The organism is Pseudomonas sp. JDS28PS106, assembly GCF_036706555.1.
In the GTDB taxonomy this organism is placed as follows: domain Bacteria; phylum Pseudomonadota; class Gammaproteobacteria; order Pseudomonadales; family Pseudomonadaceae; genus Aquipseudomonas.
In genome coordinates, this window is sequence record NZ_JBAJGT010000005.1 from 324,381 (window position 1) to 345,237 (window position 20,857).

Sequence of the window (20,857 nt, forward strand, 5' to 3'; positions counted from 1 at the left end):
TGCACGATTCAAGAGAGGGATCCGACATGCTCTGGAAGAAAGGCCGTCGCAGTGACAACGTGGTCGATGCCCGCGGCGAAAGCAGCGGCGGTGGCGGCATGCGCATCGGCGGCAAGGGCCTGAGCCTGGGAGGCGTGGTCATTATCGTCGCTCTGGGGCTGTTGACCGGCCAGGACCCGATGCAGATCCTCGGACAACTGACCGGCCAGATGAGCCAGGATTCGGCTCAGGTCAGCCCGCAGACCCGTCAGGCGCCGCCGGCCAACGACCCGCAGGCCGACTTCGTACGCAGCGTCCTGGGCGATACCGAAGATACCTGGCGCGCGGTGTTTGCCCAGAACGGTCGTGAGTACAAGGACCCGAAGCTGGTGCTGTTCAGTGGCCAGGTGAATTCGGCCTGCGGCTTCGCGACCTCGGCCACCGGACCTTTCTATTGCCCCGCCGACCAGCAGGTGTATCTGGATTTCGACTTCTTCCGGGAAATGTCCCAGCGCTTCTCCGCCGCAGGGGATTTCGCCCAGGCGTACGTCATCGCACATGAAATTGGTCACCACGTGCAGACATTGATGGGCATTTCCGCCAAAGTACAAGCCGCGCGTCAGTCCGGCCAGCGCATGGAAGGCAACAACGGTCTGCTGGTCCGCCAGGAGTTGCAGGCCGATTGCCTGGCAGGCGTCTGGGCCTACAACGCGCAAAACCGTTTGAACTGGCTGGAGCCGGGTGACATCGAGGAGGCGCTGAACGCCGCCAACGCCATCGGTGATGATCGCTTGCAAGAGCAGAGCCGTGGCCGGGTGGTGCCGGATTCCTTCACCCACGGCACCTCCGCGCAGCGGGTGCGCTGGTTCAAGACCGGCTTTGAAAAGGGCCAGATAAGTTCATGCGACACGTTCGCCGCCAGGAGTCTCTGAATACATGATCAAACCGCTTGTAGCCTTGTTGTTGAGCGCTGCCCTGCTGAGCCCCGCGGCTCATGCCGAGGATCAAGCGGTTATTTCCATCAGCCCCGATCGCCTGGCCATCAACGGCAGCCAGGCGACGCTGGGGCTGAGTCAGGAATGGGTTCATCCCAAACCCCGCATCGAACGCGTGGTCATCATGCTCCATGGACGCCTGCGCAACGCACAGACGTATCTGCGCAGCATCGAACGGGCCGCCAACCAGTCCAAGGAGCGTAGCAAGACGCTGCTGATCGCTCCGCAGTTTTTGAACGAGCAGGATATCGTCGCCCATCACCTCTCCGATTCCATCCTGCGCTGGCACCACGATGACTGGATGGAAGGTGCCGCGGCGGTCGGCCCCAAACCGGTCAGCTCCTTTCTGGTGCTGGACCATATCCTCAAGCGTCTGAGCGATAGCAAGCTGTTTCCCAACCTGAAGGAAATCGTCATCGCCGGGCATTCCGGCGGCGCGCAGGTCGTGCAGCGCTACGCGATGATCGGCGGCAAGGAGGATGCCCTCTTGCACCGCGAAGGCGTGAAGTTGCGCTATGTGGTCGCCAACCCGTCGTCCTATGCGTATTTCGACGCACAGCGCCCGCTGCCGGTCTCCGCGCACAGCTGTCCCGGTTTCGATGGCTGGAAATACGGGCTGAAGAACATGCCGTTCTATTCAGGCAAGGAAACCGTTGCGGAGATTGAAAAGGCGTATGTGAAGCGCGATGTCACTTATCTGGTGGGCGAACTGGATACAGACCGCAACCATCCGGCGCTGGACAAATCCTGCGCGGCCGAAGCACAGGGCGAGTCGCGCCTGCAACGGGGGCAGAATTATTTCCAGTATCTGCAGAAACGCCATCCGGACGGGCTGAATCAGCGTCTGATCATCGTGCCCAAGGTCGGGCATAGCGGCGACGGCATCTTTACTTCGCCCGAGGGGCAGGCGGCGCTGTTTCAGCCGTTGTGATGGATTGAACGTCATCGCCAGCAAGCTGGCTCCTACAGATATTGTGTAGGAGCCAGCTTGCTGGCGATGCTGGCGATGCAGCCAAAGCAAATCTCTAGCCGATCATCCCGCGCAATGCGTGGCAATCCACCGCATGCCAGTCGGTCAGCTCCGGCCAAGGATTGTCCGGCAGGTTGACCAGCACGGTTTTCGCACCGGCCGCGCGGCCGCAATCCAGGTCGTGGCGGAAGTCGCCGACCATCACCATCTGCGACGGTTCTACTTCCCAGGCGCGGGCCAGTTTCAGCAAGCCGGCGGGATGTGGCTTGGGGGTGGCTTCGTCACGACCCAGCACATCCTGCACCGCGAAACAGCCCGCGAGGCCAATGGCTTCAAGGGTGATATGCGCCAGCTCCCGGGCATTGCGGGTCAGCACACCCAGCCGGTAACCCCGTGCCGCCAGTTCTCGAACCAGTTCCACGGCGCCATCGGCCGCTTTCGACCCCAGGGCCAGTTCACGCTCATGCTCCAGCAGCCACGCGTGCTTGGCGATGGACTCTTCGGCAGGCAGCGCGGCCAGGTGCCCGAGGATGTCCGCCTCCTGGGGAATATCGAGCGCGCGCTTGATCGCCGGGAAATCATGCACAGGGATGGTCAGGGTGCCATCCATGTCGAAGACCCAGTGGCGAATCCGGTCGAGGCTCATGCCCAATCCTTGCGGTGGCGAATCAGCCCTTCCTGGCTGACCGAAGCCACCAGTTGCCCGGCGCGGTTGAAGACGCTGCCACGGGAAAAACCCCTGGAATTGCCAGCCCACGGACTGTCCATCGCGTACAGCAGCCAGTCATCGGCACGCAGATCGTTGTGGAACCACAGCGAATGGTCGAGGCTGGCGACCTGCATGTCCCGCTGCCAGACCGTCTTGGCGTGGGGCAGCAGCGAGGTGGTCAGCAGGTTGAAATCCGACGCATAGGCGAGCATGTATTTGTGCAGCGCGGGCAGGTCAGGCAGCGTGCCGTCGGCGCGAAACCAGATGTATTTGACCGGGTCACCGGGCTTGGGATTGAAAGGGTCTTCAGCAGTGACCGGGCGGAACTGGATCGGCTTGGGGCACAGGAACTTGTCGCGCATCGCCTCGGGAATCAGGTGCGCGCGCTGAGTCAGCAACTCCAGCTCGGTCGGCAGGTCTTCAGGCCCGACGATGTCCGGCATCGAGCGCTGATGCTCGAAGCCCTCTTCGTCGTACTGAAACGACGCGCTGCAGGTGAAGATCGGTTTGCCCTTCTGCACCGCCGTGACGCGCCGGGTGCTGAAGCTGCCGCCATCGCGAACCCGGTCGACCAGGTAGACCACCGGCAGTCCGGCATCGCCCGGACGCAGAAAATAACCGTGCATGGAATGCACATGCCGGTCCTGTTCGACCGTCTGGCTGGCGGCCGACAGTGACTGGCCCAGAACCTGGCCGCCGAACAACTGGCGGAAACCCAGGTCCTGGCTCCGGCCACGAAACATGTTCTCTTCGATAGACTCCAGGGTCAGCAATTCGACCAGGTCATCCAATACTCGGCTCATTCGGGGTTCCTCGTACCGACCAGCCAGCAGGTCGGTGGTGCTCGATCAGGTTGGGCGCGGGGTCCGGCTCGGCCCCGCTTGGGCAGATGGAGATGATACAGAAGTCAGCGGGGGGAACTCACTCAGGGTTTGAGCGTAGTGAGCCATTCTTCACGACTGATCCGGTACAGCACATGAGGCTGGAGAGGATGGTCCTGTGGCAGGTTCGGATGATCGAAGTTGCCTGATTCATCGCGGCGCATGCCGATGGCCTGCATGACCTTCTGCGAAGGCTCATTGCTGGACGCGGTGAAGGACACTATTTCATCCAGTCCCAGGCGCTCGAAGCCGCAGCCCAGCACGGTCCAGGCCGCTTCGCTGGCGAAACCCAGCCCCCAGTGCTCACGCGCCAGACGCCAGCCGATTTCGACTGCAGGCGTGAAATGCGCATCGAAACCCACCACCCCCAGGCCAGTGAAACCGATGAAGTCCCCAGTGTCCTTGCGTTCGAGCGCCCACAGCCCGAAGCCAAGTTCAGCGAAATGCCCGCGCATCCGCCCGATCATGGCCGCGCTTTCGAGCCGGCTCAAGGGCTCGGGAAAGTAGCGCATGACCTGCGGGTCCGCGCACAGGGCGGCAAAAGCCGGCAAGTCGTCGTCTCGCCATTGGCGCATCTTCAATCGCGCGCTGTCGAGCTTGAGTATCGGCTCCATCGATTCTCCCCTGTTAGCCTGCTTGAAAAGTGCGCCAGTGTAGTCGTTGGACCTGTCGGTTCGCTGTGCGCCGACCGACAATGCTGGCACTATCGGCCTTCGACCTCCGATCGGACGCAAAATGTCCCTGCCGCTCATCTACCACGACGATTACAGCCCCGAATTTCCAGCGGACCATCGATTTCCGATGGACAAGTTCCGCCTGCTGCGCGACCACCTGGTGGAAAGCGGCCTGGCCCGCGACGCGCAATTGCTGCGACCTGAGTTGTGCACTTCGGAGATCCTCGCCCTCGCCCATGATCCGGCCTATATCGAGCGTTACCTGAGCGGCGACCTGTCCCGGGAGGACCAGCGTCGCCTCGGCCTGCCCTGGAGCGAGGATCTGGCGCGGCGCACCATTCGCGCGGTGGGGGGTTCGTTGCTGACCGCAGAGAAAGCGCTGGAACACGGGTTGGGCTGTCATCTGGCGGGTGGCACCCATCACGCGCATTACGACTATCCGGCAGGCTTCTGCATCTTCAACGATCTGGCGGTCATCAGCCGCTTTCTGCTGGCCAGCGGCCGCGTGGACAAGGTTCTGATCTTCGATTGCGACGTGCATCAGGGCGATGGCACCGCGCGAATCCTGGCCGACACCGAGGAAGCGGTGACCGTTTCGCTGCACTGCGAAAAGAACTTTCCGGCGCGCAAGGCCCAAAGCGATTGGGACATCCCGCTGCCCATGGGCATGGGCGACCTCGAATACCTGCACGTGGTCGATGATGTGCTCAACTACCTGCTGCCTTTTCATAAACCGGATCTGGTGCTGTACGACGCCGGCGTCGATGTGCACAAGGACGACGCACTCGGTTACCTGAAGCTGACCGATCAGGGTCTGGCGGCGCGAGACGAAGCGGTCTTGCGACATTGTCTGGGCCGTGACATTCCGGTGATGGGCGTGATCGGCGGTGGTTACAGCAAGGACCGCCAGGCGCTGGCGCGTCGTCATGGCATCCTGCACCACACCGCGCACAAAGTCTGGAACGACCTCGGGCTCTGAGCGACAAAGCAGCGGGCGAAAGTCGGGTAGAATGCGCAACCCCTCGCTGCCACCGATATTCAGTTCATGACCGACCTCACTCCGCCCTCGTCTTCATCCGTCGCCATCATCGGAGGTGGTCCGGCGGGGCTGATGGCGGCCGAAGTGTTGAGTCAGGCCGGAATCAAGGTAGAGCTGTTCGACGCCATGCCTTCGGTTGGCCGCAAGTTCCTGCTGGCGGGCGTCGGCGGGATGAACATTACCCATTCAGAGCCGTATCCGGCATTCCTGTCGCGCTATGCCGAGCGAGCGCCTGAAATCGCCCCCTTGCTGCGGGATTTCGATGCCGCTGCGCTGTGCGAGTGGATTCATGGGCTGGGGATCGAGACCTTTGTCGGCAGCTCGGGCCGGGTTTTTCCCACCGACATGAAAGCCGCGCCGTTACTGCGCGCCTGGCTCAAGCGGTTGCGCGAGGGCGGCGTGACGATTCATACCCGTCACCGCTGGCTGGGCTGGGACGCTTCCGGAAGTCTGCGCATCGCTCATCCGCAAGGCGAGCTGTCGATTCGGCCAGCAGCGACCTTGCTGGCCCTGGGCGGCGCCAGTTGGGCACGGCTGGGTTCGGACGGCGCCTGGTTGCCGGTCCTGAATCAGCGCGGCATCGAAACCCGCGTGCTGCAACCCGCCAACTGCGGTTTCGAGGTGGCGGCCTGGAGCGACCTGCTGCGCAGCAAGTTTGCCGGCGCGCCGCTCAAGAACATCGCCATGGCCGTTGAGGATCAGCCGCCACGGCTCGGCGAATGCGTGCTTACCGAAAACGGTGTCGAGGGCAGTCTGGTGTATGCGCTTTCAGCGCGCATACGCGAGCGCATCAACCTGCAAGGATCGGCGACGGTGTGGATCGACCTGTTGCCGGGCCGTAACCTGGACGACGTGCAACGGGCGTTGAGCAAACCCCGTGGCTCTCGCTCCATGTCCAGGCATTTGCAGGGTCAGTTGGGGCTTGATGGCGTCAAGGCTGCGTTGCTGCGCGAACTGGCGGACCGCGAAGCCTTCGACGATCCGGCCCGCCTGGCGCGCTGCATCAAGGCGCTGCCCCTTACTTTGATCAAGCCCCGCCCCATCGACGAGGCCATCAGCACCGCGGGCGGCGTAGCCTTCGAGGCGATGGACGAGCGTCTGATGCTCAGGCAATTGCCTGGTGTGTTCTGCGCCGGCGAAATGCTCGACTGGGAAGCCCCGACCGGCGGTTACCTGCTCACCGCCTGCTTCGCCAGCGGCCGCGCGGCGGCGTTGGGGATGATCGAGTGGTTGCGCAGAGCGTAACCGTGTAGGAGCCAGCTTGCTGGCGATGCGTCTATCGCCAGCAAGCTGGCTCCTACACGGAAATGGCCGACTACGGCTTGCGCTTGCGCGGGCCGGTGTTGAAGACGGGCACTTTGCGCACGGGTTTGACCACCGGCTCCGGATCGGAATCTCCGCTGTCCACCCATTTGCCCAAATTGCGCTTGCCGCCCGACACCTTGGGTTTCTTCGGCTTCTTGGGCTTTTTGAGGATCTGGCCGCTGGCATCGGTGGCGGGTACGCGATGCTCCGGCTCGAAGTCCTGTTCTTCCTTGCGCTGCAACGTCTGGCGGGTCAGCACTTCGATGGCCGACAGCAGTTCCACTTCATCGGCGCAAACCAGCGAAATCGCTTCGCCGGTCAGCCCCGCGCGGCCGGTCCGGCCAATGCGATGCACGTAGTCTTCGGCCACGATCGGCAGGTCGAGATTGACCACCGTCGGCAGATCGTCGATGTCCAGACCACGAGCCGCAACGTCGGTCGCCACCAGAATCTGCACTTCGTTGGCCTTGAAGCGATCCAGCGCCCGCTGGCGCGTGGCCTGGGGTTTGTCGCCATGAATGCCGTCGGCATTCAGACCCAGAGCTTGCAGGCGATCGACCAACTGATCCACCCCGACCCGGGTCTTGGCGAATACCAGCACCTGGCCCCAGCGATGTTTCTTCAAGAGATGAATGAACAGCTCGCTCTTGCGCTTCTTGTCGACCGGCACCACCCACTGCTTGACCGACGAAGCCGCCACGTTGCGCGGGCTGACTTCGATGGTCAGCGGATCGTTGAGCATTTGCGACGCCAGCAGGCGGATCGGATCGGAAAAAGTCGCGGAGAACAGCAGGGTCTGGCGACGCTTGGGCAGCGCTGCATAGATGCCGCGCAGTTCTTCGGCAAAGCCCAGGTCCAGCATGCGGTCGGCTTCATCGAGAATCAGTGTCTGCAACTGCGAGAACTTCACGGCGTTCTGACGATGCAGGTCCAGCAGACGGCCCGGCGTCGCCACCAGCACGTCGACGCCGCGACGAAGCTTCATCATTTGCGGGTTGATGCTCACGCCGCCGTAAACCGCGTAGGTGGTCAGCGGCAAGTGTTCGGCGTACTGACGGATGCTTTCGTGAACCTGCTCGGCCAGCTCGCGAGTTGGCGCCAGCACCAGAGCGCGAACCGAATTGGGCGCGACCTTCGGGCCTTCCATGGTCAACCGTTGCAGCAGCGGCAGAGCAAAGCCGGCGGTCTTGCCGGTTCCGGTCTGGGCCGCCGCCATCAGGTCGCGGCCCGCCAGCACCGGAGGAATCGCCTGTGTCTGCACAGGTGTCGGAGTCTGGTAGCCGAGCGCGTCGAGCGCGCGCAGCAAGGGTTCGATCAGGCCGAGTGAAGCGAATGTCATGGAGATACCGTAGGGATAATTCAGCGCAAGGCGCGCAGTTTACCCCGTACGGCACTTACAGTCAGCGGCAGCAGTCAGCGGCCTCAGTCAGCGGCTGCCAGTCAGCGGCCGCGCGCGGTCGCCGCCGGTTGATGTTTCGGCTTGCGCCATTGCGGCAGACCGATCAGCACCACGGCGCCGATGATCACCACCATCGCCATGCACTCTTCCGTGCCGATGGTTTCGCCGGCGAACAATACGCCCAGCAGCACCGCCACCGCCGGGTTGACGTAGGCGTAGCTGGTCGCCGCCGCCGGTCGCACATTCTTGAGCAGGTACATGTAGGCGCTGAAGGCGATGATGGAGCCGAAGACGATCAGGTAAAGCAGCGCGCCCCAACCCGCGGCGGTGGGCAGGTGGTCGAGACGCTCGCCGCTGAGCAGGCTGCCGGCCAGCAGGGTCACGCCCGCGGTGATCATTTCCGCGCCGCTGGCCATGGGCCCGGCCGGCAGCGGCAGATGTTTGCTCAGTACCGAGCCGAACGCCCAGGCCGCCGCCGCGAATATCACTATCGCCGCGCCGTAGGGACTGGCCTGCATGTTGGAACCCAGATTCAACAGCCCGATGCCGATCAACCCGAGCACGATTCCCGCCCATTCCAGCGTGGTCGTGCGATTGCCCCAGAACAGGCCGAACAGCAGCGTGAACAGCGGCATGGTGGCGATCGCCAGCGCCGCGACGCCGGACGCCACGCCCGCATGCTCGGCCAGCGTCACGCCGCCATTGCCACAGGCCAGTAGGAGGAAGCCGATGACGAACGCGGCCTTCCATTGCGCCCAGGTCGGCGCAGGCACACCCCGCCAACGCAGGAATCCGTACATCAGACTGCCGGCGATGACGAACCGGGTTCCGGCCATCATCAGCGGCGGCCAGGATTCGATGCCGATGCGAATCGCCAGGTACGTGGAGCCCCAGACGAGATAAAGGGCAATGAATGCGCCGATGAGCAGCAAGGGAAAACGGGTTTGGGAAGGCATGTCCATGCTCTGTTTTATTGAATCGGGCAGCGGGGACCCGCCGCTTCGGTCAGCCTGCCGCTCGATCCCGCAGCAGCAGGCGGCGCAGGCTCAAACGCCCCGGTGACGCTTGATCGCTTCGCTGATTTTCGCCGCGGGCACCTTTTGCAGCGAACACAGCATCTGGTGGGAAATGGTGGTGAGCCCGTGGGTCTGGCGCAGTTCGTTGGTGAGGTAAGCGGTCAGGTTGGCGGCCATCTCGGCATCAGCCATCGCCCGGTGAGCCCTGCCGGTGTCCGGCAGACGCGCATAACGGGTCAGGGTCCCCAGCTTGTGATTAGGCGCACCGGGAATCAGGCGTCGGGCCAGCAACAGGGAACAGGCGAAGCTCTGCTGGCGGCTGCGCTGGATGCGAGACAACTCGTAGTCCCAGAATTTCTGGTCGAAGGATGCATTGTGGGCGACCAGCGGCGTCGCGCCGACGAAATCGCTGACATCGCCCATGACGCGCTCGGCCGAAGGCGCCGTGCGGATCATGGCGTTGCTGATACCGGTCAGTCCTTCGATGAAGGCGGGGATGCGCACCCCGGCGTTCATCAGGCTTTGATAGCGATCGACGATACGCCCCTGTTCCATGATGACCACGGCGATTTCGGTGGCTCGGCAACCCTGGCCGGGCGATATGCCCGTGGTTTCGAAGTCGATGACGGCAACACGTTCCAACACTGGATGCAGACCCTTGAGCGTTTCATTTGAGGAGGAGCGCGCCTTCGACAGGCACGTAGCGGGTGGCGGCCCGGATCAGCGAATGAGCGGTCAGCCCCGGTACGCCATAGGCGACGGCTTCGACGCCGTGCTTGGCGATGATGCGTTCGAGCAGCAAGTCGAAATCGCCGTCGCCGGAGGCCAGCACGATCTCATCGACCTGCGGCGCGACGTCCATGATATCGATAGTGATGCCCACATCCCAATCACCTTTCGCCGAACCGTCGCTGCGCTGGATGTACGGTTTGAGTTTCACGGTGAAACCCAGGTTGCGCAGGATCTGCTGGAACTGCTGCTGTTTGCTGTCGCCACGGTCGATGGCGTAGGCAAAGGCCTGGACGATCTCCCCGCGCCTGCTGACATCCGCCCACAGCGCGGCGTAGTTGAAGTGGCAGCCATGCGCCTGACGCACGGTGTAATACAGATTCTGTACGTCGGCGAACACCGCGATCTTCTTCACCGCAACTCCTCATGCGCAAGCGACCGGCCAGCGGGGCGACCAGTATGCCATCTTGCAAGGGCCCGTAGGAGCCAGCGGGCGGCGATCCGTCTTGCTGGCGATGCAGGCAGCGCGGTGTACCTGAAGATCGCCAGCAAGCTGGCTCCTACGTAGCCGTATCAGACAAAAGAATCGTCGTCCGAGAACATATCCCCGCCGTCGTCGAAGTCGTTGTCACTGACATATTGGGAATCCTGTTGCTGCCAGTCGTTCTGGTCATGACTCTGAACCGGTTCGTCATGGATGACCTCAACGATTTCCTGCGGCTGGTCGTGGTGGCTGAACAGGCTGCTGATGCCTTCGGCCAGCATCACACCACCGGCCACGCCCGCCGCGGTTTGCAGTGCGCCGCCCAGGAAGCCGCTGCCCCTGGACATTTGCGGCGCAGCGTAACCCTGCTGCTGAGCGGGTGCGGGGCTGACGCCCGGTCCGTCGCGCCAGCCATTCGATGCCGGCTGGGAAGGTCGCGATGCGCCGCCCCCAAAAATCCCGGACAGAAAACCGCCGCCTGTCGAAAACGACGGTGACTGACCGCGCGCCTGGGACAGTTCGGCCTGCAATTTCTGGATCTGCTCATCACGCTCCTGAACCTGCCGGTTGAGCTGATTGACCGCCGCTTCCTGAACCAGAATCGCCTGGGCCATGTAGTAAGGCGCGCCCGGCTGGCGGCCCAGATGCTCTTTGATCCGCGCCTCGGCCGCTGCGTCGCGTGGCGCCGAGGAGCGCTCGGCGTCCTGGAGTTTGCTGAAAAGACCGTCGATCAGGGTTTGCTCTTCGCTGTTCATGGCGACCTCGCTGGATAGCCGTTGCTGGTTGACGTATCGGTCGGGTACCGAACCTGCATTCAGTAATGGGGCTGCCCCGCCCTTGTTCAATGACATGAACGAAATGTCATGAAGGCTCTGGCCTGCCTCCGGCGCCCTTGGTTCCCCGCGCCGGCATGGGCTAAAGTGTCGGCCTGCTTTTCAGTCGTGACCCATGCGCATGAACCCGTTGACCGTTATCCAGGATTCGCTGTACTTCTTCCGCCGCCATCTGGGCAGTATTCTGGTGCTCTGTCTGCCGCTGGTGGTACTCGAAGCCCTGGCCAAGCAGGCGTTGAACAACGCCATGGCGGCCGACGCCTCTCCCGCGTACGAACTGCTGGTCGGCCTGTTGTTCTACCCGCTCTACACCGGCGCGCTGATCCTGTTTCTCGACGCCCGCAGCCGTGGCGAAGAGCCGGCGACCCGCGATATCTGGGCCATGACCCTGCGCCTGTGGCCGACCTTCGCTGTGCTTTCCGGCATCAGCACGCTGTTGATCATGTTCGGGCTGTCGCTGTTCGTGATTCCCGGTATCTGGGTCATGATCAAACTGGCGTTCTGCGAATACCTGCTGGTACTGCGCAAACTCACCCCGTTCATGGCCATACGCGAAAGCATGCTCATGACCACCGGCCATTTTGTCCGCATCCTGTCCTGCATTCTTTGTGTGTACCTGCCGTTGTCGTTGCTCGAAGGGCTGAGCCTGTATCTGTTTCCAGAGCCGCAGAACGCAGGGCTGTCGCTGGCGCTGAGCAGCATCGGGAGCTTTCTCCAGTTGTTCATCAGCGTGGTGCTGTTTCGCCTGTTCATGCTGATCAGCGAGCCAAGGCAACAGGCGTGACTCGCGCCTGCGGTGTGGAGGATTCGTCTATGCTCGTCGCAAAACCGTTCCTGCGCACCATCTGCTTCGAGTCGAGCGAATGACCCGTCTGCTGCTTCGTCTGATGCTGCTCCTGCTGATCATCGCGGGCCTGCTGCTCACCCTGATCTATCAGGTGACCTGGCGTCCCGCCGCGCAGGAAGAAGTCGCTCCCCGCTGCGATGCGAAAAACCAGGCACCGCCGCTGGTGCCGGGCCAGGCGCTCAAGGTCATGACTTGGAACGTTCAGTACCTCGCCGGCAAACGCTACGTGTTCTGGTACGACATGCCCGACAGCAGCGGACCGGACGAGCGCCCCACGCCTGAAGACATCGCCTACAACCTCGACGAAGTGACGCGGGTCATCCGCGATGAGCAACCGGATGTCGTGCTGTTGCAGGAAGTGAACGACGGCGCCAAGAACACCGATTACGAGGATCAACTGGCGCGGCTACAGGAGCGTCTCATCGATCTGTACCCGTGCAGCGCGCAGGCGTTCGACTGGAAGGCCGACTTCATTCCGGATCCGCACATCTGGGGCAGTGTCGGCAGGAAGCTGGCGACACTCAGCCGCTACCGCATCGATCGCGCCGAGCGGCTGCAATTGCCCGAGCCACACGGCAACTTCATCAGCCGTCGATTCAAGCCCCAGGAAGCCATGCTGATCAGCTACCTGCCGCTGCGCGACGGCACGCGACTGGCGGTGATCAACACCCGTCTGGCGCAAGGCGCCCATGCAGGCGCCCAATTGGCAGATGTGGAACAGCAACTCGACAAGCTGGAGCGCCAGGGCATTGCCTGGCTGATCGGCGGCGACTTCAGTCTGCTGCCCTTGGGGCACTATCAGCGGCTGCCGGCCGAGCAGCGTGAAGGCTACCGACCTGACAGCCCTCTGCATGCGCTGTGGGACAAATATCCCATGATTCCGAATCACGCCGAATCCAGCGGCATCGACCGCAGGCACTGGCTGACCTACTTCCCCAACGACACCCGCGTGAGCGGCCCGGATCGCACCCTCGACTACCTGTTCCACTCCCCGAGCCTCAAGCGCATCGAAGCCCGGGTGCGCGGCGAAGACACGCTGATCATCTCCAACCACCTGCCGCTGATCGGGCGGTTTCTGTTGCCGGTTGCGGCTGATCGTTAGGGGTTGCGTGGCTTGGCCCGGGCGGTCGGTTCAGCGATCAATGGGTCTTCGGGCCAGTAATGCTTGGGGTAGCGTCCTTTAAGGTCTTTCTTGACCTCGTGGTACGTATTGTTCCAAAAGCTCGCCAGATCCTGGGTAACCTGCACCGGGCGACGTGCCGGCGACAGCAGGTGCAATTTGAGCGCCTGACGACCTCCGGCGATGCGCGGCGTATCCGCAAGCCCGAACAGCTCTTGGAGGCGGACGGCCAGTACCGGCGGCGTTTCACTGTAATCGAGTTTTATCGAAGAGCCGGAAGGGACACTGATGTGGGTCGGAGCCAGCTCGTCCAACTGCTGCGGCAAAGGCCAGGTCAGGATACCTCGAAGGATGGCCTGAAGATCCAGCTGGGCGAAGTGGCTTAGCCGGTTTACATGGGTCAGGTACGGTTGCAGCCAGTTTTCCAGGGAATCGAGCAAAGCCGAATCGCTCAGATCCGGCCACGCACTCTCTGACTCCCGGCTCAGGTCAATTTCCCGCAACAGCGCAACACGCGCCTGCCACTGGCGCAGCTCGGGTGTCCAGGGCAGGAGTTCAAGTCCTTTGCGTCGCACCAGATTGACCAGTGCCTGGGAACGCGCCACTTCGTCCAGGCCGGTCAGCGGCGCGCTGCTCAGGATCAGTTCGCCCACCTTTCTCTGACGCTCGGCCCGCAGCGCGCCTTCGCGCTCGTCCCATTCCAGTTCGTCCACGTTTCGCACTTGCTCGGCCAGCACCGTATCGAACAGACCAGGGGCGAGATCAGCTGCCAGATAGATACGTTCTTCTCGCTGTCCCTGACGGCTGCCGAGGTCGGCGACCACCAGCCAGGCGTGCTTCATCAGCGCATCGGCTTCGCCGAATACGGCGGCGCGGCCGTTCGCCAGTCGATATTCGGCGCCGCCCGGCCGGCGCTGACGGGCGATACGGTCCGGATAGGCCAGCGCCAGCAGGCAGCCGAGCCAGCGCGGGTGATCAGGGTTGCTGACCGGCTGGTCCGGCGTGCCGCGCAGAAAGTTACGATACTGACGCGCCAGCTGACGCACGCGGCCTGCGCCGTTGTGCCCGCGCTGACTGCCGGAAAGCAGTGTCAAGCGATTGTGCAGGTCCGCCCCGCCGCCGCGCAGGATGTCGCGTTCGCCAAGCAAGGCCGCCACGTCACAGGCCATCTCGCCCAGCCCCAGCGCATGGCCGCGCAACAGCAAATGAGCGATGCGCGGGTGCGCCGGCAGGCCGGCCATGGCCTGGCCGTGCTCGCTCAACCGACCGTCGGCCAGCAGCGCGCCCAGACGCTGCAACAGATCGCAGGCCTGAGCGAAGGCGGCGGCAGGCGGGATGTCCAGCCATTTCAACTGGCCCGGTGACACACCCCAACGCGTCAATTGCAACGCCAGCCCGGCCAGATCGGCCTGGAGCATTTCGGCGATGCCGTAGGCCGCCAGGTGTTCATGTTGAGCTTCGGACCACAGGCGATAGCACACGCCAGGCTCCAGACGCCCGGCGCGACCGGCGCGCTGGGTCGCGCTGGCCCGGGAGATACGCTGAGTGTCGAGCCGGGTCATGCCGCTGCCGGGATCGAAACGCGGCACCCGCGCCAGCCCGGCATCCACCACGACCCGCACGCCATCGATGGTCAGGCTGGTCTCCGCGATATTGGTCGCCAGCACGACCTTGCGCTTGCCCTGGGGCGCGGGATCGATGGCGGCGCGCTGAGCGCTCAGGTCCAGTTCGCCATGCAGCGGGCAGAGCAGGATATCGGCCCGCTCGCCCAGCGCTTCGCCCAATTGCTGATGGACTCTGCGGATCTCCGCCTGCCCCGGCAGGAAAACCAGCACGCTGCCGCTTTCGTTGCCCAAGGCGTCGAGTAGCGTCTGCACCACGCGCGGCTCAATGAACTCTCCCGGCTGGAAAGGCCTGCCCCAGTTGATCGCCACCGGAAACATGCGTCCTTCGCTGCGCACCACGGGCGCATCGTCGAGCAACGCCGACAAGCGCTCGCCTTCCAGGGTGGCCGACATCAGCAGGATTTTCAGCGGCTGCTCGTCGCGAAACAGCTCGCGACCGTTCAGGCTCAGCGCCAAGGCCAGGTCGGCGTCCAGGCTGCGCTCGTGAAACTCATCGAATATCAGCAGACCGACGCCTTCCAGCGCGGGATCGTCCTGCAGGCGGCGGGTCAGGATGCCCTCCGTGACCACCTCGATACGGGTCCTGGGACCGACCTTGCTCTCCAGACGAATTCGATAGCCGACCGTTTCGCCGACGTTCTCGCCCAGCTCGCTTGCCAGTCGCTCGGCCGCGGCGCGCGCCGCCAGCCGGCGAGGTTCGAGCATCAGGATCTGCTGCCCCGCCAGCCAGGGTTCGTCCAGCAGCGCCAGAGGCACGCGCGTCGTCTTGCCCGCGCCGGGAGGGGCTTCGAGCACGGCTTCGTCACGGGACATGAGCGCCTGGCGCAAGGCCGGCAGGACTGAATCGATGGGAAGAGAAATCATGGCGGCTCCAGAACAAGGGGCCGATTATATGAGGACTTGAGCACATCGCACCGGACAGCGACTCGCTCGACCGGCGGAAATGAGAAGGCCCCGCAGAGCGGGGCCATAACACAACCTGATCTCATCACCGTTTCTGTATCCCGGGAGTGGAGTGGTCAGGGCAGCCAAGCGAATCTATCACAGCATTCGACAACGTCAACCTCAAATTACTGAGGGTCGCCGTGCTGCGTAATTCTCAGAGGTTTGCCGTCATATTCAGATACCACGACGGCGCTTGGGGGTGGGCGAGGACCGCGTGTAGGCTTCCACTCGGGGTAGCAGGGATGCCAACCCGCCTCTCAACATCAAGGAGCTCGGTATGGTCTGGCTTACGCTGGAAGCGAAGCTTTCTACACCACGGATGTCGCGGTACCTGAACAGCAACTGCGGCTCGCAAGCGCGGGCGGCTGAAGCCTATGTTCACAACATGAAGATTGCAGAGTCACTTGTTACCGTCTTCCACGTACTTGAAGTGGCGCTACGGAACGGTATTCAAAAGGAAATGGCGCGAGAGTATGGCCATGTTGACTGGTACGAAAGCTGGAATGGCGCGGGTGACATACATCTCCAGAAACTGTACGACAGGGTTGCTGTAGCAAAAAATTCGTTACTGCAACGAAAAGTCGAAGTCCGTCCTGACAATATAGTGGCTGAACTCAGTTTCGGATTTTGGACATCTCTGTTCAACCGAGCAACCATCAAACAGCTGTCCAAGCCTTTGATGCGAGTGTTTTACTGCTGCCCCAGGAACATGCGTCGACCTGATCACATCCGCACGCGCCTCAATAAGGGCCGAGACCTTCGTAACCGCTGCTTCCACCATGAGCCATTGTTGTGGCAACCGTTATCCGAGGTGCATCGTGATCTTTCCGAGATCATCAAGTGGATCGACCCCGGCCTGCATGACTGGCTCAGGTGTCATGACAGGGTTCCCGACATGCTGGGTGAGTGGGTGAGATGGAAGGCCCATCTGACCGGGCTGAGTCGGGAATAATACGGATTCGCCAGTATCAGATGCAGTGGCTGACAGGCAGCTGGCGATAAACCCGGGCATTTGAGAACCGCCATTGCACGCAATAGTCTTAGCCTTGCAGCCTTTGCCTTGTATAGTTGGCCTCTTCATTTCAGGAGCTTTCCATGCGCGTTCCTTCCCGTTTGATCGGCGGTGTTCTGGTTGCCGCCCTGCTCACCCAGATTTCGGCGTGCGGCAGTATTTTCTACCCTGATCGTCGCGGTCAGATCGATGGCAAGATCGACCCGGCCATCGCCGCACTCGATGCCTTCGGCCTGCTGTTCTACCTCATTCCCGGTGTGATCGCCTTTGCCGTGGACTTCGCTACCGGTGCGATCTACTACGCACCCGGCGAGCATGCGCAGGTCGATCCGCAGAAGCTGCAACGGGCGGTGAATCCTGATGGCAGCGTCGACAATCTCAAGCTGCAGGCGATCATCGAGGCCGAGCTGGGCCGTTCGCTGCCGCTGGACGATCCTCGTCTGATCCAGCACAAGGGCAGTACGGAGCAACTGGCGACGCTAGGCATGGTGCCTGCTGCCTGATAACCGCGCCCCGCAGGGAGCCTCATGAATATCAGCACCGATCACGCGCGCCTGCTACGACTGGCCACCCGAGCATCCTTGGGGGTGGCCGTGAGTCTGATCATCGCCAAAGGCGTTGCGTGGTGGCTGAGCGGGTCGGTAAGTCTGCTGGCGGGGCTTACCGATTCGCTGCTGGATGGCGCCGCTTCGTTCCTCAATCTGGTGGCCGTGCATTACGCGCTGCGTCCGGCCGACGACGATCACCGCTACGGCCATGGCAAGGCCGAGGCCTTGTCGGCTATGGCTCAGGCACTGTTCATCGCGGTCAGCGGCGTGCTGGTGGCTTTTCAGGCCGTCGAACGCATCCAGAACCCGCAGCCGCTGGGTTCACCCTTGCTGGGCATTGTGGTGATGGTAATGTCGATCTTCGTGACGCTGGGTCTGCTGACCTTGCAGCACAAGGTGATCAAGGAAACCGGCTCGGCGGCGATTCGCGCCGACTCCCTGCATTACCGCTCGGACTTGCTGCTCAACGCCAGCATTCTGGTAGCGCTGGCTCTAGCCTGGTACGGCTGGCAAGAGCTGGACGGATATTTCGGGCTGGCGATTGCCGGCTACATTCTCTGGAGCGCCGTTCATATTGCCCGCGACACCGTTTCGGTATTGATGGACGAGGAGCTGCCGGCGGATGTCAGCAGCCGAATGCTGGAGCTGGCCTGCGCAGTGCCCGGCGTGCTCGGTGCCCATGATCTGCGCACGCGGATTTCCGGCAGTCACTGGTTCGTCCAGTTGCATCTGGAGCTGCCCGGCAATCTGACACTGTCGGTTGCCCACGATCTGTGCGAGCAAGTGACCGATGCGATTCACCAGCGCTATCCGCGAGCCGAGGTGCTGGTGCACGCCGACCCGCAGGAAGTGGTCAAACGCGCCTGATCGGCTTTACTGGACGCTGTACCCGCGTTGTACGAGACAGGCACCCATCGAACGGCGATATTGATCGACGACCTGGGGCGCGGGCTGATAGGTCACGGTCGCAGGATCGAAGCCACTTTCGTCAGCGGCCCAGCGGTAGCATTGATAGTGGTCAAGTTCGACCTGCTGCGGACTCTGACCGTTTTGCGGCCAGGCGACAGGATCGTAGCCATTGCCTTGGCTCGTCTCGCCGTAGACTGCTTGCTCGGCCGGCGGGGTGACCACGACGTATTCCTGCGTGTTGGGCTGATAGGTGTAGTAAGTCCCGGCCGCCAGAAACAGCAACGAACTGCCGACCCATATTTCCCGCGAATACGACGGCAGGCTGCGCACCCGGGCGCCGTAGGGAGGCGCCACTACGACGTAGCGGTCATTCTGCGGCCGATACCAGTAGCCGTCCGCATAGAAATATTCCTGCCCGCGCCAGGGTATACGCGAATAGTTGCCTGGCACTCTGTCGAACAGATGACCCGGCTGATATTGCGGTCCGGGACCCCAGCCGTTGCCGTGCCCGTCGGGCCGCCCTTCCCAGCGGTCGTTCGGGCGCCAGTTGCGATCGTCACGCGGGATATCGCGGTAGTAGCCCTGACGCGGAGGCTGGGTTTGCCAGGCCTCACGCGGACCGCTCTGGATCGGCAGATTATCCTGGGCCTGGCGCAACTGCTGGCGCTCGACCTGGCGTTGCTGGTTCTGTTGTTGCTGGATCTGCCGCTGTTGATCGCGGTTGACCTGGTTGATCTGCTGTTGCTGCTGACGCTCGACGCTGCGCTGCTGCATCTCCTGCTGCTGGATCTGCTGCTGTTGCTGGCGCTCGGCCTGGCGCACCTGATTCTGCTGTTGATTGATCTGCCGCTGCTGTTCGCGCTGCTGCTGATTGATTTGCTGTTGCTGCTGGCGCTCGACGCTGCGTTGCTGGTAGAGCTGCTGGCGAATGTCACGCTGCCCGCTTTCATTGGGCTCGCTGCGCGGAGCCTGACTGTCGGCCAGGACCTGGGCGCTGATGCTCATGCACAGAAGGCTCAACCCCGTCAGATGCCAGATACCGGTTCTCATGCTTGCCTCGCTAGCGCGTGTGTCGACGTACAAAATCTAGGACTGCAATGGCGTTATGCCGTTCTGCGCACTTTATCAGAGACGAAGAAAAGGGGGCCAAATGGCCCCCTTGAGATACTTCGTCCTGGCTCGACGCTTTTGACGCCGGCTCACCTCATGCCGTCTTCTGGACAGTATGTAGCCCGGGGGCCTTCTCCACCCTGTGGGATGGCAGGCCGCGGCTGACCTGATTGGGCGAGCCGCAATGGACGCGATGTCCGGGCAGTGATTCTGTGAAAAAGGATAGGCCTGTCACACAGGCAAGGGATTGCTAAGATTGCTCAGCAAAACACCACTTGCGCAATTTTTAGCTTCAGATGAATAATTCGGCGCAATCGAACTTATCAAGGGATAAAACGTGAGCAAGCTCGACAGATATGACTTGAGCATTTTGGCGGAACTGCAACGCGACGCGCGCATTTCCAATCAGGAGCTGGCCGAACGCATCGGCCTGTCCCCCTCGCCCTGTTCGCGGCGGGTCAAACAGCTGGAAGACGATGGCTTCATCGTCCGGCAGGTCGCCCTGCTGGATCGCAAGCAGCTGGGCCTGAACCTGACCGCCTACGTGCTGATCGGCATGGACCGGCATACACCGGAGCGTTTCGAAAATTTCGAGCAGCACATCCGCAACCTGCCGCAGGTGCTGGAGTGCAGCCTGGTGACAGGAATGGACGCCGACTATCAGCTCAAGGTCGTGGTGCCTGACATGGATCATTACCAGAAGCTGCTGTTGGGGCATCTTACCCGCATCGAAGGAGTGACCAGCGTCAAGTCGAGCTTCGTGCTCAATCAGGTATTGGCCAGCACTGAACTACCCTTGACTCATCTGCGCAGCTAAGCGAATCAGGTCGGACTGGAGCGAACGATGGACCCGGTGCTGTTCGAGGAATGGATGATGACCCTTCTGGTCACCGTGCTGATCGGCTTCATGGCGTTCATTGTCTGGGACCTGGCGAAAAAGTCCGGGGCGGGCCGTTTCGGCACCTTGATCCTGTTTCTGGTGCTGGGCCTGGGGATCATGGCGTTCGTGATCAAAAGCGTGGTGATCGCCTGGATCGAAAACGGCTCCTGAACCTTCCTACAACCTGGCCGGCACTTCGCGGTATTGGCCCTGATCCAGCCCGTCCAGCGTCCACTCGCCGATTCTTACCCGAACCAGCCTGAGCGTCGGCAGGCCCACGGCCGCGGTCATGCGCCGGACCTGGCGGTTGCGACCCTCCTTGATGACCAGTTCGAGCCAGCTGGTGGGCACGCTCTTGCGGAAGCGTACCGGCGGGTTGCGCGGCCAGAGGTGCGGTTCTTCCAGTTGCCGCGCCTGGGCCGGCAGTGTCGGTCCGTCGTTAAGCTGTACGCCGTCACGCAACTGCTGCAACTGCGCTTCGCTCGGTTCGCCTTCCACCTGCACCCAGTAGGTCTTGGCCAGCTTGTGCTTCGGGTCAGCAATGCGCGCCTGTAACTGCCCGTCGTTGGTCAGCAACAGCAGGCCTTCACTGTCGCGATCCAGTCGGCCGGCCGGGTAGATGCCGGGGATATCGATGAAGTCCTTGAGCGTGGCGCGCCCTTCTCCATCGCTGAACTGGGTCAGGACGTCGAACGGTTTGTTGAACAGGATGAGCCTGGGGACAGCGGGCGGTGCCTTGGCGACACGGCGCGGGCCGCTTGCGGTGCTCGAAACCGGGCGACGTGACGTAGGACGTTGGATGCGGGGCATGGGAAATTGCGCTGATCGAAAACGGAAAGAGCCACTTT

22 protein-coding genes are annotated in these 20,857 nt (G+C 62.5%); 11 read left to right on the top strand and 11 right to left on the bottom strand.

The window, feature by feature from the left end:
- Nucleotides 1-26: 26 nt before the first annotated feature.
- A complete protein-coding gene (gene ypfJ, locus TRP66_RS10840) occupies nucleotides 27-911 on the top strand; it encodes a KPN_02809 family neutral zinc metallopeptidase (protein WP_333401652.1) in 885 nt (294 codons plus the stop codon).
- Between the two features lie 4 nt (nucleotides 912-915).
- A complete protein-coding gene (locus TRP66_RS10845) occupies nucleotides 916-1,905 on the top strand; it encodes an alpha/beta hydrolase (RefSeq protein ID WP_333401653.1) in 990 nt (329 codons plus the stop codon).
- A gap of 94 nt (nucleotides 1,906-1,999) precedes the next feature.
- Here the strand turns inward: TRP66_RS10845 and TRP66_RS10850 are convergent, their stop codons facing one another.
- The 3 genes from TRP66_RS10850 to TRP66_RS10860 form a co-directional block, all read right to left on the bottom strand.
- A complete protein-coding gene (locus TRP66_RS10850) occupies nucleotides 2,000-2,590 on the bottom strand; it encodes an HAD family hydrolase (RefSeq protein WP_333401654.1) in 591 nt (196 codons plus the stop codon).
- Complete coding sequence (gene tesB / locus TRP66_RS10855; RefSeq protein ID WP_333401655.1) at nucleotides 2,587-3,456, bottom strand: acyl-CoA thioesterase II; 870 nt, start codon at nucleotides 3,454-3,456, stop codon at nucleotides 2,587-2,589. Before tesB ends, TRP66_RS10850 begins: the two co-directional genes overlap by 4 nt.
- A gap of 122 nt (nucleotides 3,457-3,578) precedes the next feature.
- Nucleotides 3,579-4,148 (bottom strand): GNAT family N-acetyltransferase, encoded by a 570-nt coding sequence (locus tag TRP66_RS10860; RefSeq protein WP_333401656.1) that lies wholly within the window; start codon nucleotides 4,146-4,148, stop codon nucleotides 3,579-3,581.
- 121 nt (nucleotides 4,149-4,269) lie between these two features.
- Here TRP66_RS10860 and TRP66_RS10865 point away from each other — a divergent pair, with 121 nt between their 5' ends.
- Nucleotides 4,270-5,187, top strand: coding sequence for a histone deacetylase family protein (locus TRP66_RS10865; RefSeq protein WP_333401657.1), 918 nt, complete (start codon nucleotides 4,270-4,272; stop codon nucleotides 5,185-5,187).
- Nucleotides 5,188-5,253: 66 nt separating this feature from the next.
- Complete coding sequence (locus tag TRP66_RS10870) at nucleotides 5,254-6,492, top strand: TIGR03862 family flavoprotein (RefSeq protein ID WP_333401658.1); 1,239 nt, start codon at nucleotides 5,254-5,256, stop codon at nucleotides 6,490-6,492.
- 70 nt (nucleotides 6,493-6,562) lie between these two features.
- On the opposite strand, the gene TRP66_RS10875 is transcribed toward TRP66_RS10870, so the two are convergent.
- From TRP66_RS10875 to TRP66_RS10895, 5 genes are all read right to left on the bottom strand, one after another.
- Entirely contained in the window at nucleotides 6,563-7,891 is a 1,329-nt protein-coding gene (locus tag TRP66_RS10875) for a DEAD/DEAH box helicase (RefSeq protein WP_333401659.1), read from the bottom strand.
- Between the two features lie 101 nt (nucleotides 7,892-7,992).
- A complete protein-coding gene (gene yedA, locus TRP66_RS10880) occupies nucleotides 7,993-8,907 on the bottom strand; it encodes a drug/metabolite exporter YedA (protein ID WP_333401660.1) in 915 nt (304 codons plus the stop codon).
- Nucleotides 8,908-8,997: 90 nt separating this feature from the next.
- Nucleotides 8,998-9,609 (bottom strand): 3'-5' exonuclease, encoded by a 612-nt coding sequence (locus TRP66_RS10885; protein WP_333401761.1) that lies wholly within the window; start codon nucleotides 9,607-9,609, stop codon nucleotides 8,998-9,000.
- 25 nt (nucleotides 9,610-9,634) lie between these two features.
- A complete protein-coding gene (locus TRP66_RS10890) occupies nucleotides 9,635-10,111 on the bottom strand; it encodes an NYN domain-containing protein (RefSeq protein ID WP_333401661.1) in 477 nt (158 codons plus the stop codon).
- A 158-nt stretch (nucleotides 10,112-10,269) separates the two neighbouring features.
- Nucleotides 10,270-10,935, bottom strand: a complete 666-nt coding sequence (locus TRP66_RS10895) for a DUF2076 domain-containing protein (RefSeq protein ID WP_333401762.1) — start codon at nucleotides 10,933-10,935, stop codon at nucleotides 10,270-10,272.
- Between the two features lie 199 nt (nucleotides 10,936-11,134).
- Between TRP66_RS10895 and TRP66_RS10900 the strand changes: the two genes are divergently transcribed.
- Together TRP66_RS10900 and TRP66_RS10905 are read left to right on the top strand one after the other, a co-directional pair.
- Nucleotides 11,135-11,797, top strand: a complete 663-nt coding sequence (locus TRP66_RS10900; protein WP_333401662.1) for a YciC family protein — start codon at nucleotides 11,135-11,137, stop codon at nucleotides 11,795-11,797.
- A 79-nt stretch (nucleotides 11,798-11,876) separates the two neighbouring features.
- Nucleotides 11,877-12,962 carry an endonuclease/exonuclease/phosphatase family protein gene (locus TRP66_RS10905; RefSeq protein ID WP_333401663.1) on the top strand — a complete coding sequence of 362 codons (1,086 nt, stop codon included), beginning with the start codon at nucleotides 11,877-11,879 and terminating at the stop codon, nucleotides 12,960-12,962.
- Here TRP66_RS10905 and hrpB read toward each other — a convergent pair.
- Nucleotides 12,959-15,469 (bottom strand): ATP-dependent helicase HrpB, encoded by a 2,511-nt coding sequence (hrpB, locus tag TRP66_RS10910; RefSeq protein ID WP_333401664.1) that lies wholly within the window; start codon nucleotides 15,467-15,469, stop codon nucleotides 12,959-12,961. The two genes, TRP66_RS10905 and hrpB, sit on opposite strands and share 4 nt — an antisense overlap.
- A 358-nt stretch (nucleotides 15,470-15,827) precedes the next feature.
- Between hrpB and TRP66_RS10915 the strand changes: the two genes are divergently transcribed.
- The 3 genes from TRP66_RS10915 to TRP66_RS10925 all read left to right on the top strand — a co-directional run bounded on the left by TRP66_RS10915 (nucleotide 15,828) and on the right by TRP66_RS10925 (nucleotide 17,977).
- On the top strand, nucleotides 15,828-16,502 hold the full coding sequence (locus tag TRP66_RS10915) for a hypothetical protein (protein ID WP_333401665.1): 675 nt from the start codon (nucleotides 15,828-15,830) through the stop codon (nucleotides 16,500-16,502).
- Between the two features lie 143 nt (nucleotides 16,503-16,645).
- Nucleotides 16,646-17,065 (top strand): polyribonucleotide nucleotidyltransferase, encoded by a 420-nt coding sequence (locus tag TRP66_RS10920; RefSeq protein WP_333401666.1) that lies wholly within the window; start codon nucleotides 16,646-16,648, stop codon nucleotides 17,063-17,065.
- 24 nt (nucleotides 17,066-17,089) lie between these two features.
- Nucleotides 17,090-17,977, top strand: a complete 888-nt coding sequence (locus tag TRP66_RS10925; protein WP_333401667.1) for a cation diffusion facilitator family transporter — start codon at nucleotides 17,090-17,092, stop codon at nucleotides 17,975-17,977.
- 6 nt (nucleotides 17,978-17,983) lie between these two features.
- Here TRP66_RS10925 and TRP66_RS10930 read toward each other — a convergent pair whose 3' ends face one another.
- Entirely contained in the window at nucleotides 17,984-19,069 is a 1,086-nt protein-coding gene (locus tag TRP66_RS10930; RefSeq protein ID WP_333401668.1) for a DUF6515 family protein, read from the bottom strand.
- Nucleotides 19,070-19,466: 397 nt separating this feature from the next.
- Between TRP66_RS10930 and TRP66_RS10935 the strand changes: the two genes are divergently transcribed.
- Nucleotides 19,467-19,946 carry an Lrp/AsnC family transcriptional regulator gene (locus TRP66_RS10935; protein WP_333401669.1) on the top strand — a complete coding sequence of 160 codons (480 nt, stop codon included), beginning with the start codon at nucleotides 19,467-19,469 and terminating at the stop codon, nucleotides 19,944-19,946.
- A gap of 27 nt (nucleotides 19,947-19,973) precedes the next feature.
- Nucleotides 19,974-20,180, top strand: coding sequence for a DUF2788 domain-containing protein (locus TRP66_RS10940; RefSeq protein ID WP_333401670.1), 207 nt, complete (start codon nucleotides 19,974-19,976; stop codon nucleotides 20,178-20,180).
- 6 nt (nucleotides 20,181-20,186) lie between these two features.
- Here the strand turns inward: TRP66_RS10940 and TRP66_RS10945 are convergent, their stop codons facing one another.
- A complete protein-coding gene (locus tag TRP66_RS10945) occupies nucleotides 20,187-20,819 on the bottom strand; it encodes a pseudouridine synthase (protein WP_333401671.1) in 633 nt (210 codons plus the stop codon).
- Nucleotides 20,820-20,857: the final 38 nt, after the last annotated feature.

Bases quoted from the DNA above. Each gene is read 5' to 3' on its own strand.
- ypfJ (WP_333401652.1), top strand. From the start codon at position 27: ATGCTCTGGAAGAAAGGCCGTCGCAGTGACAACGTGGTCGATGCCCGC.
- TRP66_RS10845 (WP_333401653.1), top strand. From the start codon at position 916: ATGATCAAACCGCTTGTAGCCTTGTTGTTGAGCGCTGCCCTGCTGAGC.
- TRP66_RS10850 (WP_333401654.1), bottom strand. From the start codon at position 2,590: ATGAGCCTCGACCGGATTCGCCACTGGGTCTTCGACATGGATGGCACC.
- tesB (WP_333401655.1), bottom strand. From the start codon at position 3,456: ATGAGCCGAGTATTGGATGACCTGGTCGAATTGCTGACCCTGGAGTCT.
- TRP66_RS10860 (WP_333401656.1), bottom strand. From the start codon at position 4,148: ATGGAGCCGATACTCAAGCTCGACAGCGCGCGATTGAAGATGCGCCAA.
- TRP66_RS10865 (WP_333401657.1), top strand. From the start codon at position 4,270: ATGTCCCTGCCGCTCATCTACCACGACGATTACAGCCCCGAATTTCCA.
- TRP66_RS10870 (WP_333401658.1), top strand. From the start codon at position 5,254: ATGACCGACCTCACTCCGCCCTCGTCTTCATCCGTCGCCATCATCGGA.
- TRP66_RS10875 (WP_333401659.1), bottom strand. From the start codon at position 7,891: ATGACATTCGCTTCACTCGGCCTGATCGAACCCTTGCTGCGCGCGCTC.
- yedA (WP_333401660.1), bottom strand. From the start codon at position 8,907: ATGCCTTCCCAAACCCGTTTTCCCTTGCTGCTCATCGGCGCATTCATT.
- TRP66_RS10895 (WP_333401762.1), bottom strand. From the start codon at position 10,935: ATGAACAGCGAAGAGCAAACCCTGATCGACGGTCTTTTCAGCAAACTC.
- TRP66_RS10900 (WP_333401662.1), top strand. From the start codon at position 11,135: ATGAACCCGTTGACCGTTATCCAGGATTCGCTGTACTTCTTCCGCCGC.
- TRP66_RS10905 (WP_333401663.1), top strand. From the start codon at position 11,877: ATGACCCGTCTGCTGCTTCGTCTGATGCTGCTCCTGCTGATCATCGCG.
- hrpB (WP_333401664.1), bottom strand. From the start codon at position 15,469: ATGATTTCTCTTCCCATCGATTCAGTCCTGCCGGCCTTGCGCCAGGCG.
- TRP66_RS10915 (WP_333401665.1), top strand. From the start codon at position 15,828: ATGGTCTGGCTTACGCTGGAAGCGAAGCTTTCTACACCACGGATGTCG.
- TRP66_RS10920 (WP_333401666.1), top strand. From the start codon at position 16,646: ATGCGCGTTCCTTCCCGTTTGATCGGCGGTGTTCTGGTTGCCGCCCTG.
- TRP66_RS10925 (WP_333401667.1), top strand. From the start codon at position 17,090: ATGAATATCAGCACCGATCACGCGCGCCTGCTACGACTGGCCACCCGA.
- TRP66_RS10930 (WP_333401668.1), bottom strand. From the start codon at position 19,069: ATGAGAACCGGTATCTGGCATCTGACGGGGTTGAGCCTTCTGTGCATG.
- TRP66_RS10940 (WP_333401670.1), top strand. From the start codon at position 19,974: ATGGACCCGGTGCTGTTCGAGGAATGGATGATGACCCTTCTGGTCACC.
- TRP66_RS10945 (WP_333401671.1), bottom strand. From the start codon at position 20,819: ATGCCCCGCATCCAACGTCCTACGTCACGTCGCCCGGTTTCGAGCACC.